The 15355-nt window shown below is 59.3% G+C and carries 15 protein-coding genes, 1 tRNA gene and 1 pseudogene; 4 read left to right on the top strand and 13 right to left on the bottom strand.

Annotation, left to right across the window (positions count from 1 at the left end; all coding sequences use genetic code 11):
* Positions 1-35: 35 nt before the first annotated feature.
* Positions 36-785 carry an ABC transporter substrate-binding protein gene (locus QMX91_RS03940; RefSeq protein WP_027611242.1) on the bottom strand — a complete coding sequence of 250 codons (750 nt, stop codon included), beginning with the start codon at positions 783-785 and terminating at the stop codon, positions 36-38.
* Positions 786-798: 13 nt separating this feature from the next.
* A complete protein-coding gene (locus QMX91_RS03935; RefSeq protein ID WP_007961695.1) occupies positions 799-1572 on the bottom strand; it encodes an ABC transporter ATP-binding protein in 774 nt (257 codons plus the stop codon).
* Positions 1573-2124: 552 nt separating this feature from the next.
* Here QMX91_RS03935 and gabP point away from each other — a divergent pair.
* Entirely contained in the window at positions 2125-3516 is a 1392-nt protein-coding gene (gene gabP, locus QMX91_RS03930) for a GABA permease (RefSeq protein WP_096796704.1), read from the top strand.
* A gap of 70 nt (positions 3517-3586) precedes the next feature.
* On the opposite strand, the gene QMX91_RS03925 is transcribed toward gabP, so the two are convergent.
* The 3 genes from QMX91_RS03925 to QMX91_RS03915 are packed head-to-tail and all read right to left on the bottom strand — an operon-like array spanning position 3587 to position 5438.
* Entirely contained in the window at positions 3587-4039 is a 453-nt protein-coding gene (locus tag QMX91_RS03925; protein ID WP_027611244.1) for a hypothetical protein, read from the bottom strand.
* Between the two features lie 6 nt (positions 4040-4045).
* Positions 4046-4459, bottom strand: a complete 414-nt coding sequence (locus QMX91_RS03920; protein WP_123585613.1) for a hypothetical protein — start codon at positions 4457-4459, stop codon at positions 4046-4048.
* 28 nt (positions 4460-4487) lie between these two features.
* On the bottom strand, positions 4488-5438 hold the full coding sequence (locus QMX91_RS03915; RefSeq protein ID WP_282412277.1) for an alpha/beta fold hydrolase: 951 nt from the start codon (positions 5436-5438) through the stop codon (positions 4488-4490).
* 265 nt (positions 5439-5703) lie between these two features.
* Here QMX91_RS03915 and QMX91_RS03910 point away from each other — a divergent pair, with 265 nt between their 5' ends.
* A complete protein-coding gene (locus QMX91_RS03910; RefSeq protein ID WP_210556819.1) occupies positions 5704-6153 on the top strand; it encodes a carboxypeptidase regulatory-like domain-containing protein in 450 nt (149 codons plus the stop codon).
* Positions 6154-6200: 47 nt separating this feature from the next.
* Here QMX91_RS03910 and QMX91_RS03905 read toward each other — a convergent pair whose 3' ends face one another.
* A complete protein-coding gene (locus QMX91_RS03905; RefSeq protein ID WP_282412276.1) occupies positions 6201-6551 on the bottom strand; it encodes a hypothetical protein in 351 nt (116 codons plus the stop codon).
* Positions 6552-6691: 140 nt separating this feature from the next.
* Here QMX91_RS03905 and QMX91_RS03900 point away from each other — a divergent pair.
* Positions 6692-6898 (top strand): annotated as a pseudogene (locus QMX91_RS03900) (hypothetical protein); the annotation flags it as partial.
* An 80-nt stretch (positions 6899-6978) separates the two neighbouring features.
* On the opposite strand, the gene QMX91_RS03895 reads toward QMX91_RS03900, so the two are convergent.
* The 7 genes from QMX91_RS03895 to QMX91_RS03865 form a co-directional block, all read right to left on the bottom strand.
* The gene (locus QMX91_RS03895; RefSeq protein WP_210556815.1) at positions 6979-7770 is read right to left on the bottom strand and encodes a TSUP family transporter; all 792 of its coding nucleotides are present in this window, start codon (positions 7768-7770) and stop codon (positions 6979-6981) included.
* A 70-nt stretch (positions 7771-7840) separates the two neighbouring features.
* Positions 7841-8914: a hypothetical protein gene (locus QMX91_RS03890; RefSeq protein WP_210556811.1), complete on the bottom strand. Its 1074-nt coding sequence runs from the start codon at positions 8912-8914 to the stop codon at positions 7841-7843.
* Positions 8915-9178: 264 nt separating this feature from the next.
* Positions 9179-9254, bottom strand: a tRNA-Phe gene (locus tag QMX91_RS03885).
* A gap of 103 nt (positions 9255-9357) precedes the next feature.
* Positions 9358-9630 (bottom strand): oxidative damage protection protein, encoded by a 273-nt coding sequence (locus tag QMX91_RS03880; RefSeq protein ID WP_003220737.1) that lies wholly within the window; start codon positions 9628-9630, stop codon positions 9358-9360.
* Positions 9627-10694: an A/G-specific adenine glycosylase gene (mutY, locus tag QMX91_RS03875; protein ID WP_210556809.1), complete on the bottom strand. Its 1068-nt coding sequence runs from the start codon at positions 10692-10694 to the stop codon at positions 9627-9629. The genes QMX91_RS03880 and mutY overlap by 4 nt, the downstream gene beginning before the upstream one ends.
* The gene (locus tag QMX91_RS03870) at positions 10691-12916 is read right to left on the bottom strand and encodes an AsmA family protein (RefSeq protein WP_223008810.1); all 2226 of its coding nucleotides are present in this window, start codon (positions 12914-12916) and stop codon (positions 10691-10693) included. Before QMX91_RS03870 ends, mutY begins: the two co-directional genes overlap by 4 nt.
* Before the next feature lie 78 nt (positions 12917-12994).
* Positions 12995-13399 carry an acetyl-CoA sensor PanZ family protein gene (locus tag QMX91_RS03865; protein WP_223008808.1) on the bottom strand — a complete coding sequence of 135 codons (405 nt, stop codon included), beginning with the start codon at positions 13397-13399 and terminating at the stop codon, positions 12995-12997.
* A 223-nt stretch (positions 13400-13622) separates the two neighbouring features.
* Here QMX91_RS03865 and QMX91_RS03860 point away from each other — a divergent pair, with 223 nt between their 5' ends.
* The gene (locus tag QMX91_RS03860; protein WP_096796694.1) at positions 13623-15287 is read left to right on the top strand and encodes an OFA family MFS transporter; all 1665 of its coding nucleotides are present in this window, start codon (positions 13623-13625) and stop codon (positions 15285-15287) included.
* Positions 15288-15355 lie beyond the last annotated feature (68 nt).

Below are 15355 nucleotides of genomic sequence, written 5' to 3'. Positions count from 1 at the left end.
GCCGTCGGATCACGGTGCCGGTCCCGCAGGTCAGATCAATAGATGCTGAACGGGAAGTACTTGTCGTTGATCTTCTTGTAGGTACCGTCAGCGACGATTTCCTTCAGCGCGGCGTTCAGCTTCTCACGCAGCGGATCACCCTTACGCACGGCGATGCCGATCTTGTCGCTTTCCACGACCGCGTCGCCCTTGAACTCATAGTTCTTGCCGGCGTCGCTTTTCAGCCAGTCGTAGTTGGCGTACTTGTCGGCCAGGATGGCGTCGACACGACCGGAGGTCAGGTCCAGGTAGGCGTTTTCCTGAGTGTCGTAGAGTTTGACTTCGATATCGCTACCGTAGGTGTCCTCCAACCAGGTACCGGCGAGCGTTGCGCGCTGGGTGCCGATGATCTTGCCTTTGAGCGAATCCTTGTCGGTTTTGAAGTCTTTATCTTTCGGTGCGATGAACTGCAGTTTGTTCGAGTAGTACGGGTCGGTGAAATCCACCGCGCCCTTGCGCTCTTCGGTGATCGACAGCGAGGAGACCAGGAAGTCGAACTTCTTGGCGTTCAGCGCAGGAATGATGCCGTCCCAATCGGAGGTGACCACGCTGCACTCGACTTTCATCTTGGCGCACAGGGCGTCGCCGATGTCTTTGTCGAAGCCGACCACGTTGCCGCTGGCGTCTTTGTTGTTGAACGGCGGGTACGCCGCTTCGATGCCCATCTTCAGGGTCTCGGCCATGGCACCGGCGCTGAACGCGAGGGTGACGGCGGCGGCCAGGAAGACCTTTTTAAAATTCTGCATGCATGTTGCTCCGTTAGCGGTTGCTGGACATGAATTGTTTGCAGCGCGCCGAAAGCGGGTTTTCGAACACCTGCTGAGGCGATCCTTGCTCTTCCACCAGCCCCTGGTGGAGGAACACCACTTCGCTGGAGACCTGACGGGCAAAGCCCATTTCGTGGGTCACCAACAACATGGTGCGGCCTTCTTCGGCCAGTGCGCGGATGACACTAAGTACTTCCTGAACCATTTCCGGGTCAAGGGCGGAGGTGGGCTCGTCGAACAGAATCACCTTCGGCTGCATCGCCAGCGTGCGGGCGATCGCCGCGCGTTGTTGCTGACCGCCGGACAGTTGCGCCGGGTAGGCGTGACGCTTGTCGGCGATACCGACCTTGGCCAGCAGCGCTTCGGCGACTTCGATCGCCTCGGCCTTGCTCTGGCCGAGCACGCGGCGCGGGGCCTCGATGATGTTGTCGAGCACACTCATGTGCGGCCACAGATTAAAGTTTTGAAATACAAAACCTATCTCGGAACGCAGGCGATTGATCTGTTTGCCATCAGCGGCAACCAGTTCGCCATTCTTGGCGGGCTTGAGCTTGAGTTCTTCCCCGGCCACCAGAATCTGACCCTGGTGCGGGTTTTCCAACAGGTTGATGCAACGCAGGAACGTGGACTTGCCGGAACCGGAGGAACCGAGGATCGAGATCACATCGCCGTCGCGGGCGGTCAGCGAGATGCCTTTGAGCACCTCAAGCTGTCCGTAGCGTTTGTGCAAGTTGCGGATTTCAAGCGCGGGCGTGGCCTCAGCCATGTGCGTTCCTCATATATGTTGCGCTCCTGCTGTTGGCGGGCCTTCCTGGCGAGGCGGCCAAGCTAGCATAGCGTTTCAATGGCAGCCAACAGCGCTACGGGCGGTAAGCGGATGGCGTGTGGCAGGTTGTCGCATCGGCACAGCAGACTGTCGCCCCATCAACAACCGAACGGGTGTTTGATCGTGCAAACCCGTGGGCGTCGCGTAAAAAAAGGCGCGATGTTGCCAGCTTTGGCGGGGTGTTGGAAGCGCTATCCGGCCGAACGTTCCTGAATCGCCCTTTTATTGTGCATCCCACACTTTTTCAGTGTGTTTCTGGTGCGCTGAATCGTCTGAAAAGTGAGTCGCAGGGTAACGCTCTGGCGAATTGCCATTCATTCCAATGACTTGCGATGACTGTCCGGTCTCGCTGAAAACCGCGGCCCAGAAGAGTTTGAAACATTTTGGCGCATTTATTGCGTGCAGAATCTGGAACGCCCTGTTGGTTTCTTTTTACGAGAAGGAAAACCAGACAGGACGGACGCAATCGCTTTCCTCGCAAAGGTAGTTCCGATGAGCAGTACCCCAAGCTCCAATGGCCTCGAACAGGGGCTCAAACCGCGTCATGTGACCATGTTGTCGATCGCCGGTGTTATCGGCGCAGGTCTGTTCGTTGGCTCCGGCCACGCGATCGCTGCCGCCGGCCCCGCCGTGCTGCTGGCCTACGCCGCCGCCGGTACCCTGGTGGTGCTGGTGATGCGCATGCTCGGTGAGATGGCTGTCGCCTCGCCCGACACCGGCTCGTTCTCGACATACGCCGACCGTGCCATCGGGCACTGGGCCGGTTTCACCATCGGCTGGTTGTACTGGTGGTTCTGGGTGTTGGTGATTCCACTGGAAGCCAACGCCGCCGCGACCATTCTCCATGCCTGGTTCCCGGGGATCGAGATCTGGGCGTTTGCACTGATCATCACCATGCTGCTGACGGTCACCAACCTGTTCAGCGTGAAAAACTACGGTGAATTCGAATTCTGGTTTGCCTTGATCAAAGTCCTGGCGATCATCGGCTTCATCGCGCTGGGTCTTGCGGCCGTTTTCGGCTTCCTGCCGAACAGCCAGGTCAGCGGTGTTTCGCACCTGTTTGATTCCGGCGGCTTCCTGCCAAACGGCATGGGCGCGGTGCTGGGTGCAATCCTGACCACCATGTTCTCGTTCATGGGTACCGAAATCGTGACCATCGCGGCTGCGGAATCGAAGAACCCGGGCAAGCAGATTTCCAAGGCCACCAACTCGGTGATCTGGCGGATCGGCCTGTTCTACCTCGTATCGATCTTCATCGTTGTGGCCCTGGTGCCATGGAACGATCCTACGCTGGCCAACCTCGGTTCCTACCAGACCGTGCTTGAGCGCATGGGCATTCCGAACGCGAAAATGATCGTCGACATCGTAGTGCTGGTCGCGGTCACCAGTTGCCTGAACTCGGCGCTGTACACCTCGTCGCGCATGCTGTTCTCCCTCGGCAAGCGCGGTGACGCACCGGCGATGTCGACTCGGGTCAACAAAAGCGGTACGCCTTACTGGGCTGTCATGCTGTCGACCGGCGCGGCGTTCCTCTGCACCTTCGCCAACTATGTGGCCCCGGCTGCCGTGTTCGAATTCCTGCTGGCCAGCTCTGGCGCCATCGCGCTGCTGGTGTACCTGGTGATCGCGTTCTCGCAACTGCGCATGCGTAAACAACGCATGGCCCGCGGCGAGAACATCGTCTTCAGCATGTGGCTGTTCCCGGGCCTGACCTACGCGGTGATCATCTTCATCGTCGCGGCCCTGACCATCATGCTGTTCCAGGAAGCCCACCGCGTGGAAATCCTCGCAACCGGCCTGCTGAGCCTCATGGTAGTCGCCGCCGGCCTGCTGGTCGCGCGCCGCCGCAAGCTGGAAAACCGTGGCGCGGTGGTGTTGAACTGATCCGTAACGCGTAATGCAAAACGGCCGCTGTCAGTGATGACGAGCGGCCGTTTTTGTTTGTGCGCGGGGTTTATTCGCCCTTGTCTTCCTGGGTGTCCAGCGACTTGCCGTAAGTATCCAGCGCAATCCCGAAATCGGTGATGAACTGTGGCTCGGTCAGCCAGGCCTGGGCGGTTTCGATGTCCATGCCGTCGGCCCACATGCGGTAGTCGATCAGCATGTCGGCGGCCAGGTGAGTGGCGGCCATGCCTTCGTTCTCGGCGTTTTCCATGTCCAGCAGCTCTGGATGGTCAACGATGATGAACGCCAGTTCGCGCAGCAGGGTCAGCAGCATTTCGTTGCGGCTGACGGCTTCGGCATCGCGCATTTTGCTGAACATCGCCAGGGTGTATTCCGGGATCGGCTCGTCCAGATGCCCGAGGTTGTCGTCCTGGTCCAGCGGCTTACGGCCGACCATGCGGATGTGCTTGGCTTTGGCCTTGGCGCGTTTGGCGCGTTTCTGTTGCTTGTTCAGGGATGCCATGGGAACTCAGTTCTTCTGTTGGGTTTGTGCGGCGATCGCGTCGGACGCCGCCACATAGTCGGCCTGGAAGGCCGGGGATTCGATCCACGCCAGGGCGCCGGCTTCGTCGGTTTCCTGGGACCACTGGCGATACTCGATCAGCGCGGCGAGGATGAAATCCATCGCGCCTTCTTCGCCTTCCTGCTCGTAGACCAGTTCCAGCAGCGGGTCTTCGAGGAACGCGGTGCACATGGCTTGCTGGCTGATCTTCTCGGCGTCGATCATTTTCTTGAACAGCTCGGTCAGGTCCACCGACTCGAAGTCGATACGGTCATCGTTCGGGTCCAGTTCGACCGGCGCCTCGGCGCGTTTGCTGCGGTTTTGCTTGGCCTTGGTCTTGGCCCGGGCGGCGCGTTTTTGCTGCTTGTTGGCGGAGGCCATGGTGTGTTCCGTCGTGCGTTGAAAGGGCTCAGCTGCGTGGCACTGGCCGCCCGGGTGCGTCGGGGGCCAACTCGCCGGTTTGCAGCCAGGTCAGAGCAATGGGCCATAGTGTGGCTTGGTATGCGCTACGAAAAAAGGCGAAATGTCCGACTTGTTGTTCGCCGATGTCCTGCGGCTCGATGCGCAAGTGGGTTTTGTGCGCATGACTGAAGTAGCCGAGCAGGCGTTCGATGGCCGGGATCGTGCCGTAAGGGTCGTCGCTGATGCTGATCGCCAAGGTCTTTGCGCGGACATTGGCGAAGGGCAGGCGACCGCTTGCTTTCAGCAGTCGGCGGCCGCTCGGACGCTGCTCGTAGCGCGCGGCAGGCGTGCTCCAGTCGCGTACGACGCCTGTTGGCGTGTCCTCCAGCCAGTCGAGGCGTTTGCCCGGGAAATAGCCACAGAGCCGCGTCAGCAGCGGCATCAGCAAATGCCATTTACCAAACATGCGCCAGCGCTGTGCCGGCGCATAGTCGCGCCAGTAAGCGAACTGCGCGCCGACCGTCACCAGTCGACGAATGACCTGCCCGGACTCGCCGAGCCCAGCCGCGCAACCGCCGAAGCTATGGCCGACCACATCGATTGGCTGGCCGGGAAACTCCCGTTGCGCGCGTTTGAGCATCGCCTCGAAATCCAGCGCGCCCCAGTCGGTCCATGAAGCCTCAAGGCCTTTCAGGGTTGCCGGACGCGATTCGCCGATGCCTCGGTAGTCGTAGGTGATCACGTCGAAGCCATTGGCGAACAGGTGATCGGCGAAGCGTGAATAGTGTCGGCAGCGTACCGAGGTGGCGGCGTTGATGATGACTACCGGGCGCTGGATGTCGGGCAGGGCATGGCGCCAGGTGAAGCCGCCAAGGGCAAAGTCATCGGCCGCGGCCTCATGGAAGGGCTCATTGACGATAGCGGCGCTGTGGGTGAGCGCAGTGCTGCATGAGTTCATAAGGACTCGGTCTTTGCGGGATCTCCTGAGCATGAGCTTCATCAAGGCGTAAATGCAACGATTCGGAACGCGCTGCGTTCCAGATCCGCAGGCAGTGCGCTTTCGAGAATTTGTGACGCACTGCGTCACAAAATCAATGCAGTCCTGCAGGCGTAGTCCATTTCGGACACAGGCCAAGTTCCAATCATTCTAAAACACGTGCTTCCCTGGCCGGATCAAATAAGGAGTAACGGTTGGGCTCTACAAGAGCCCGGGAGTTGTCATCATGAAACGCGTTCTTTCATTCCTGCTGCCCATCGCGGCGGTGGCGGCATTGGCCTTTCCGGCGATGTTGCAGGCGGCCAATCTGGACCCGGTCGACAGTGCCGGCGTGCAAGTCCAGCAACAACAGCAAAACGGCATCAACTACCTGTCCGGCGGGATTGGCCTGGACGAGTCAAAAGCCATTCAGCAAACCCCCGGCTACAACCTGCACATGACGTTCGCGGTGGGCGCGCAAGACCAGTACACCGCTGATGTCGATTTGGTGATTCAAAAGTCGCCCGGGCAAACCGTGCTGACTCTCACCCAAACGGGGCCGCTGGTGTACGTGCAACTGCCACCCGGTAAGTACACCGTGGTCGCCACGCGCAATGGCGAAACACGGCGTGACGTGACAGACGTTGGCAGCGGCACTGCGCGCAATCTGGTGTTCCACTGGAATGACGCTGGATAACGTCGGGTGTATTGAAGAATCGAGGCGCGGGTATCCCGCGCCTTCCTTTATCCCCGCGTACGCTTGGCCTTCTGCTTGTCGCCGGGCTCGCGCGCCATTCGGTGAATCCATAATCCGATCCAGCCGACGGCTATCAGGAACAGGGTGCCAACGCACTGCGACACGATCTCGAACCAGAACATTCGGGGTTGCTGCGCGAGGGTGTAGGTATGGCGCGGGCCGGTTCGGTTCCAGGTAGTGATGGATCCGCTGATCAAGCTGTGGATGATCAGATAAATCGACGCGCCGATGAGGAAGGCGATCAATACGCCGACCAGCACCGTCAGCCAGAATGTAATCCGGCTCTGGCGATAGGGTGGCGGATGGGGCAGGGGGATGCGGGTTCTTTTCTGGTTCATCGGGCGGATGCCCCTCTTCCATAAGGTTCGGCCAAAGTAGCGCGGATCGACGTTGGCTGAAAACCGTCGACGTTGAGGGGAGTACTTCTACCTGCAAGCGCCTTACCGCAACGAGGACACCAACTTTTATCCGTTCCCTTACTATCACCAGCGACCTGCTCGGCAGCCGCGACACCGACATCGGCACCTTCAGCGCAGAGATTCAGAACTTGCTCGACAAGGAATGCAGCACGGTGTGGGGGGGGCAGAGCGCGACACTGTCCTGCTTGCCGCTCATGGCCCGGCACATCTCTACGATTACCGGGGGTGGGCGGACGTACACGTTGAGTTGGTCGATAGCTTATTGATCGACTGAAACGATAAAACCCGCGATCCCATGGAGGAGCGCGGGTGTTTCATCAGGAATAAATGCATCGATACGTAGCGTTTAGAGTGAAGTGAATGTCTGAGCTATGGCAATGCGCAATGGATTGTTCTCTACGCTCAGAAGTTTGATGGCCAAGGCGCAGCAAACCACGATCAACATCGGTTTGATCAACTTCGGCCCGACCCGAACAGCGGCGCGAGCGCCCAACTGTGCGCCGATGAAGGCAGCCAGCGCCATCGCTAAAGCTACTGGCCAGATAATCACGCCCTTGGTGATGAAGACAGAAAGCGAGCCGAGATTGCACGAGGCGTTGGCAAGTTTGGTAAAACTCATGGCCCGCATCATGCCCAGGCCGCAGAGCAGTACAAACCCAACGATAAAAAACGATCCCACCCCGGGACCGAATATTCCGTCGTAAAAACCGAGGATCGGCGCGACAGTAAAAGAGAAAAGCAGAATTCCGATTCTCTTGCGCCGATCTTCATTGGCCAGTTTCGGCGATAGCGCAAAATAGATCGCCACCAGAATCAGCATTACAGGCACGCAAGCTTCCAGATATCGTTTATCGATTGAACTGACCAGCAAGGCGCCGCTGGCTCCACCAATAAATCCGCAGACAACCAGGAAGCGTCCTTCACGCCATTCGATCAACCCTTTGCGAGCAAAAGTCACTGTCGCCGAAATGGTTGCTGATGCTGCCTGAAACTTGTTGGTTGCAATCGCGCTGATCGGATCTACACCGGCCAGAAACAATGCAGGCAAGGTGATCAGTCCTCCACCACCGGCAATCGCATCAAAAAAACCGGCACAAAATGCGACGAGCGCCAGCATGCCGATGATGTCCCAAGACATTGCATTACCTCTTTAATGGTTACCAATCAATTTTCTGCTTGCGAGAAGCTCCGTACCCGAAGTGCGGAGATCAGCCCCGCACTAGTAATGGATCTTCTGAAATGACAATCGGGGTGGAGAATTTTGAGAGTCCGAAAATACGCACCAGCACTCTTCTGTTGTCTTTAATCACATCGCGACAGTGCAGTGCCCGGGTGTTATTGATGACCATGGCTGATTCCTGAGTCAGCGCGTACTCCGCCGGAGTCGATTCCTCTACGCGTTGGCAAAGAGCGGAGTAAGCCGTTTTCACAAACTTCGACACATTACTGTTCACCGAGAAGCGGTAAGAGTTGAATCGGGCCGAGAACCCGACTTTGTCGTCGAAAGCCAGAATCGACACGTCACGACCGTTTGCACCTTTGCCACTGACAAAGGAGTCGCTGCGAGTGAACTGGAAGTTTTCAGTGGTCAGCGCCAGACAGTTGATGACGCCAATTCTTTCGAGGACAGGTGGGAGCGGGATGACCCGTGTAGGTTCAAGGGTGGGGTTCCACAGCGCAGAAAGTATTAGCGAAGACGGGGAGGGTGAATGCCCGTCCTTTGCATCTACGGCACACCAGTAAGGTGCTTCAGTGTGCGGGCCAAGCGCCAGGCCTGAGTGTGAACTCAATTCTCTGGATTCTGGCTCCGCCTTGATCTTTGTGAGGCCGCCTCCCTTGAAGTTGGCCACCAGCCGTACCAATTTCCCATCGTTGTCTAGGTCGTAAGCGAACGCGTTATTGTCCACCAGCTTCAACAAAATCTGATTGCGTGAAGCCAGACAAAGAACATCTGGACGAGTTTCCAGAGTGGCTAGATCAGGGAGTTCATCTGGAGGGTTGGAAGTGTTGATAGTCTTGAGGCCTTCGAATATCAACACCGAGAACAGGCTGTCGGAATACGCCTCGAGCAATGCACATTGGTGTTGCGAAAAGGAAGGCTTCAATTCTTTGGCCGCGGCAGAGGTCAGGAAATTGGCACCAGGAGCCTGCGGTCCACCGATGGCTGCGATTTCCATAGAGAGTTGATGAAGCAATGCCGATTGCCGGCAATTGAAGGTGAAGGTTCTGGATTCTTGCCCAATGCATGAATCAGTGGATTGGGCTTTGATCTTGCTAATCATCTGTTACATCCCTGTTATGCATCTGCTTCGGGCTACGCGGCAGCTCTGAGTCCAATTCTGCCCAAACCGTGGGCGAGCGTATGTCGTCCATTTCCGCTAGGGCCTACGGAGCGTTCTGGCAGTTTTGAAAGAATTCAGGAAAGGGGAGATTTTTGATATGGAGCGCAGGGACGGTTCGGTGCTTCGCAGAGGCGGGCGGCGTGCTTGATCAAATCGCAGGCATAAAAAAAACCCTGAATCTTGCGATTCAGGGTTTTCGGTATTTGGTGCCCAGAGACGGAATCGAACCGCCGACACGGGGATTTTCAATCCCCTGCTCTACCGACTGAGCTATCTGGGCAACGGGGCGCATTAAAAGGGTTTTTCGGATTTACGTCAACGACTTTTTTAAAATTTCTTAAATTAATTCCGTCGCTTACGATCCGCCCCCCGATTTGGCGGGTTTACTCCGCAGGCGGAACGTAGCCTTCCGCCTTGGCGTAATCCTCGCCGGAGAAGTACTTGTCCATTTCGCCCTGCAGATATTTGCGGTCTTCGGCGTTCATCATGTTCAGGCGCTTTTCGTTGATCAGCAGGGTCTGGTGTTTCTGCCAGTCAGCCCAGGCTTTGGCCGAGACGTGGTCAAAAATATCCTGACCTTTGGCGCCCGGGAAAGGAGCGCGTTCCAGCGCGGGCAGTTCTTCTTTGTACTTGCGGCACATGATGGTGCGGGTCATGACGACTCTCCTGCGTTCAATACGGCGGCCGCGCGTTCGAGCAAGGTTTTGACCGGGGCGGCAAGGCCCAGGCGCGGCGGGGTGGCGAGGTTATACCAGAGCCAGTCGGCCTCGGCCACGTGATGGCTGGCTTCCTGTACCTGAACCAGCCAGGGTTCGATGGACAGCTGGAAATGGCTGAAGGTGTGAACGAGGCTTGGCAGCGCCTGCTGCTCGCCCATGGTCAGCGAGTGCTGATCGGCCAGATGTTGCAGGTCGTCGAGGTCGTCGAGTTCCGGCAGGCTCCATAAGCCGCCCCACAATCCCGAGGACGGGCGGCGATAAAGCAGAATCGCGCCTTCTTCGTTGGCGAGCATCGGCATCAGCGTGCGTTTCTGCGGGATGGCCTTGCGCGGTTTGGGGATCGGGTAGCGTGTCTCCAGCCCGAGCATGTGCGCCTCGCAGCCCTTTTCCAGCGGACACAGCAGGCAGCTCGGTTTGCTGCGCGTACACAACGTGGCGCCGAGATCCATCATCGCCTGGGTGTAGGCGTTGACCCGATCGTGCGGCGTAAAACGCTCTGCATTGGCCCACAGCTGTTTGGCGACCTTCGGTTCCCCCGGGTAACCCTCCTGCGCGGTAAAACGCGCCAGAACGCGTTTGACGTTGCCATCGAGGATCGGCGCGCGCAGGCCCATGCTGATGCTGGCGATAGCCCCGGCGGTGGACAGGCCGATCCCCGGCAGATCCGTCAGCTTTTCGACGTCCCGCGGAAATTCGCCGCCGTACTGGCTGACGACGATCTTCGCGGTTTTTTGCAGATTGCGCGCGCGGGTGTAGTAACCGAGCCCGGTCCACAGGTGCAGCACTTCGTCCTCCGGCGCTTCGGCCAGCGCTTGCACCGTTGGCAGCGCGGCCATGAAGCGGTCGAAGTAATTGAGCACGGTGCTGACCTGGGTCTGCTGCAACATGATCTCCGACACCCACACCCGATACGGATTGATGTCTTGCTGCCAAGGTAAATCGTGGCGGCCGTGGCGGTCGAACCATTCCAGCACCGCCGTGGAAAACTGCTCCGCTGTCATCGCTTGAACAGCCCCTTCAATGCGTTTTTCAATTCCGGGCTGACCTTGTCGCCAAGTTTTTCATCGATCTTCTCGCTGAGTTTGTCACCGGCCATTTTGGTCGCGACCTGGCCGAGGCGTTCGTTGTCCACACGGCAGGCCTTGGCGCCCAGTTCCAATGGGCCGCGGCAGCGCAGCGGCCACTCGATGCCGACGAATTTCTCGCCGACCTGACAGGCCGGATCCGGCATGGCGCTGGTGTCGCCTTCGACGATGATGCCGACGCGGTAATCCATGCCCAGCACCCGCAGGTCGATGTCGCCATCGCCGTTGACGGTCATGCCGGGGATGCGCACTTTCAGGTCCGGGTTGCTGGCGATACCGTTGCGGAAGGTCAGGTTGCCCTTGAGTTCCTGGAACGGCGTGTCCTTGCCCCGTGGCTCGCCGCTGAGGGTTTTGCGGTTGAGGGTGGCGATGCCTTTGCACAGTTGCTGTTCAAGGTTGGCGTTGAGCAGCACACCGTTGTTGATCACGAAACTGGCGTTGCCGTTGAGGGTTTCGATCAGCGCCTGCTGGCTGTTGCCGCTGCCGGTGAGGCTGCTGGTCAGTGTGACCAGGCCTTTGACCGGCGGATTCTTGCCTTGGCTTTCGAGGATTTTCTCGGCCGGTACGCGGTTGATCCTGGTTTGCAGGTTCAGCACCGGCGCACTCGGGCGTACGTCGAGGGTGCCCTTGGCTTCGAAATCGCCGTTGTACAGGCCGCCGCGCAGGTTTTCCAGAGTCAGCAGGCCGCCCTGGCCAGTGGCTTTGAGCGCGGCGTTCTGGATCGGCAGTTTGTCGAGGGTCAGCTGGCCGAAGGTCAGGTCGGCATCGACGTCGAGTTTGGCCAGACGCTCGACCGGCAGCAGACGCTCGGTGCTCCAGGCGCTTTTGCTTGGTTTGTCCGGCAACGGTGTGCTGCCGGCGCCGGCCATGGCATCGGCTTCGGTGCTGGCGACTTCGGCCTGACGCACTTGCGTGGCGTTTTTGGCTTTTTCCGATTTCGGCGGCAGGTAGCGGTCGACGTCGAACGTGTCAGCCTTGAGGATCGCGCGCAGCGACTGCTTGGCGAAATCTTCCACGGCAATGCGCCCGCTGAAGCTGCTGTCGTCGAGTTTCAGGTTGATGTTGTCGAAGGCGACGCTGGTTGGCGTGGCGGCCACGCGGCTGACCAGTTCGACCTTGCTCAGGCTGCCGGGCGCCATGGCTGGCAACGTCTGGCCGATACTGTCGACAAATTTCGCCAGATCGAACTGGGCGATCGAGATTCCGCCAGTGATCTGCGGGGTCTTGTCGAGGTCGTTGGCTTTCAGCTCACCGAGGGCACGCAACTGGTTGGCGGAGATCTTGATACCGGTCCATTCGGCGACGTTCGCCGCCTTGTCCAGGGAAATCTGGCCTTGGGCGGAGAAGGTCATGGCCTTGCCCTGTAGTGGGTCGCCGGTCAGTTCGCCGGACAGTTTCATGTCTTCGAACTTGTAACGTTGCAGGGCGCGTTCGATGCGCAGCTCGCCGTTGAGCTCGGTGCGCACCCGCAGCACAGGCTGATTGGTGCTGAGGAACGCCGTGGCTTTCAGCGGAATGTTGGTCGAGTCGTGTACTGCACCGGTGCTCAGCTGGATGCTTTCGGCGCTGTACTGCTTGCCGGTCTGCTCGTCGGTGTATTCAACACGGGCGTTGTTGACGGTCAGGCTGTCGATGTCGAGGCGGATCGGCTGCGGCGGTTTTTCCGGCTGGACGGGGGCCTCTGCAACAGGCGGGCTGGCAGGCGTCGGGCTGCCGGCAGGCGTGGCAGGAGGTGGCAGCTTACCGATGTCTTCCCAGTTGCCGTGGCCGTTCTTGTCGCGTTTCAGGCGCAGGTTCAGGCCTTCGACGCGCACATCGCTCATCTGCACTTCGCGGCGCAACAGCGGCAGCACGCGCACGGACAGGCCGAGCATCTGCAGGTCGGCATACGGTTCGGTCGGGTTGATCAGGGTGGCGATGCTGGCCTCATGCAGTTCCAGGCCGAGCCACGGGAACAGGCTCCAGCCGATATCGCCATTGAGCGTCAGCTCGATGTGGGCCTTGTCGCGGGCTATCTGGCGGATCTCGTCTTTGTAGTCGTTGGGATCAAACAGGTGGGTCAGGGCGAAGCCCGCCGCCACAATGATCAGCAACAGCCCGAGAAGTACCAGACCCAGGATTTTGCCGAACGCTTTCATGGGCGAGTCCTTGTAGTTAGTCGAATTCGTAAATTAGCCGGGGAGTATAGCGCTGCATCCGCCCGGTTCGGGGCGCTGTCATGTCGCGATCACGTCCAGCGGCAATTGCAATTTGGCGGCCAGCGCCTGGATTTCAAGGTGTCCGGCCGGTGCCAGCAGGCGCAGTTGGGCACCCGCTTGCGACGCCATTTTCTGCGCTTGGTTCACCAATCGCTCGGCTACCCCACGGCGCCGGGTGACTTTTCGTACACACAAATGTGACAAGTACCAAATCCTGTCGTGCCTTGTCAGGCGCGCCGCACCGAGCAGTCGGTCGTTGAAACGTCCTGTAATCAAAGACCCGTCCGCCAGGCTGCTTTCGATCAACTGGGCGTCCCCGGAATACGGCGCGAACAGCCACTGCGGAGCGTCACGATAGATCTTCTGCAAATCCTGTTGATCCTGATAACTGGCATCGTTCAGCGCTTGGACAACGATCGGCATGGCTTTTTCCTGAGGGGGCGAGATCAGATGACACGAAAAAGGTGATATCAGTTTGGTTTTTCTGTCACGTGCAAATGGTAACCTTCGCCGGTTCGTCCGTCCTTCTGCGACTTAACGTCGCGCCTTCAAGGAGCTTCACCCGAAAAAACGGTCATGCCTGCGTGCATAAAGGCCGAGGGTGAGCAGTGGCTGGCGAACCATACTAATAATTGGGGGATACACAATGAGCACGAGCATCACGGCGGACGGCCTTCGCGCCGACCAGCCTGCGTTCCTGTCCAAGGAACGCATCATCGCCAAGCCCGGTTTCAACCGCTGGCTGGTTCCACCGGCCGCTCTGGCCATCCACCTGTGCATCGGCATGGCCTACGGTTTCTCGGTGTTCTGGTTGCCGTTGTCCAAGGCGCTGGGCGTCACGGCTCCGGTGGCTTGCGCACCGGACATGAGCTTCATCGCTCAGGTCTTCTCTTCGCAATGCGACTGGCCGATCTCCATGCTCGGCTGGATCTACACCCTGTTCTTCATCTTCCTCGGCTGCTCGGCAGCGATCTGGGGTGGCTGGCTGGAACACGCCGGGCCACGCAAGGCCGGTGTGGTATCGGCACTGTGCTGGTGCGGCGGTCTGCTGATCTCTGCACTGGGTATCTACACCCACCAGATCTGGCTGATGTGGATCGGCTCCGGGGTGATCGGCGGTATCGGTCTGGGCCTGGGCTACATTTCGCCGGTCTCGACCCTGATCAAGTGGTTCCCGGACAAGCGCGGCATGGCGACCGGCATGGCGATCATGGGTTTCGGTGGCGGCGCGATGGTCGGTGCACCGTTGGCGACTGCGCTGATGAGCCACTTCGCTTCGCCTGCGGGTGTCGGCGTCTGGCAAAGCTTCGTGGCCATGGCTGCGATCTACTTCGTGTTCATGATCGGTGGCGCCCTGGCTTACCGCGTGCCGCCAACCGGCTGGAAGCCTGAAGGCTGGACCGCTCCAGCGAAGAAAGCTTCGAACGCGATGATCACCCACCGTCACGTGCACGTGAATGTGGCGTGGAAAACCCCGCAGTTCCGTCTGGTGTGGCTGGTGCTATGCCTGAACGTATCGGCCGGTATCGGCATCCTTGGCATGGCCTCGCCACTGCTGCAGGAAGTGTTCGGCGGCAAGCTGCTGGGCGTTGACGTGCCGTTCGGTCAGCTGGACGCCGGGCAACTGGCTTCGATCGCCGCGATTGCTGCCGGCTTCACTGGTCTTCTGAGCCTGTTCAACATCGGTGGCCGCTTCTTCTGGGCTTCGTTCTCGGACTACCTGGGTCGCAAAAACACTTACTTCGTGTTCTTCGCCCTCGGTTTTGCCCTGTACGCGCTGATCCCGAACATGGGCCATCTGGGCAACGTTGCGCTGTTCGTGGCGGCGTTCTGCATCATCCTGTCGATGTACGGCGGTGGTTTTGCGACCGTTCCAGCGTATCTGGCCGACCTGTTCGGCACGCAAATGGTCGGTGCGATCCACGGTCGTCTGCTGACTGCCTGGGCCGCCGCCGGCGTGCTCGGCCCGGTGCTGGTGAACTACCTGCGCGAGTATCAGTTGAGCATCGGCGTTGAACGCGCTGCCGCTTACGACATCACTCTGTACATCCTCGCCGGCCTGCTGGTGCTGGGTTTCCTGTGCAACCTGATGGTGCGTCCGGTGGCCGACAAGTACTTCATGACCGACGCCGAACTGGCCGCCGAACAGGCGCTGGGCCACGACAAAGGGGCTGATGCGAGCACCGTGCTGGAGTGGAAAGCCGCACCGGGCAGCAAGCCGCTGGCAATCGCTGCGTGGCTGGTGGTGGGTATTCCGTTGGCGTGGGGCGTGTGGGTGACCCTGCAGAAGACGGCGGTACTGTTTCACTAAGTAAAAACGTAATACCCCTGTAGGAGTGAGCCCTGCTCGCGATAGCGGTCTGACAGTCGACAGAAATG

This window comes from Pseudomonas sp. PS01299, from assembly GCF_029960145.1.
Lineage (GTDB): Bacteria > Pseudomonadota > Gammaproteobacteria > Pseudomonadales > Pseudomonadaceae > Aquipseudomonas > Aquipseudomonas putida_A.
Note: the sequence above shows the minus strand (reverse complement) of the source record. Positions and strands in the feature narration are given on the sequence as shown.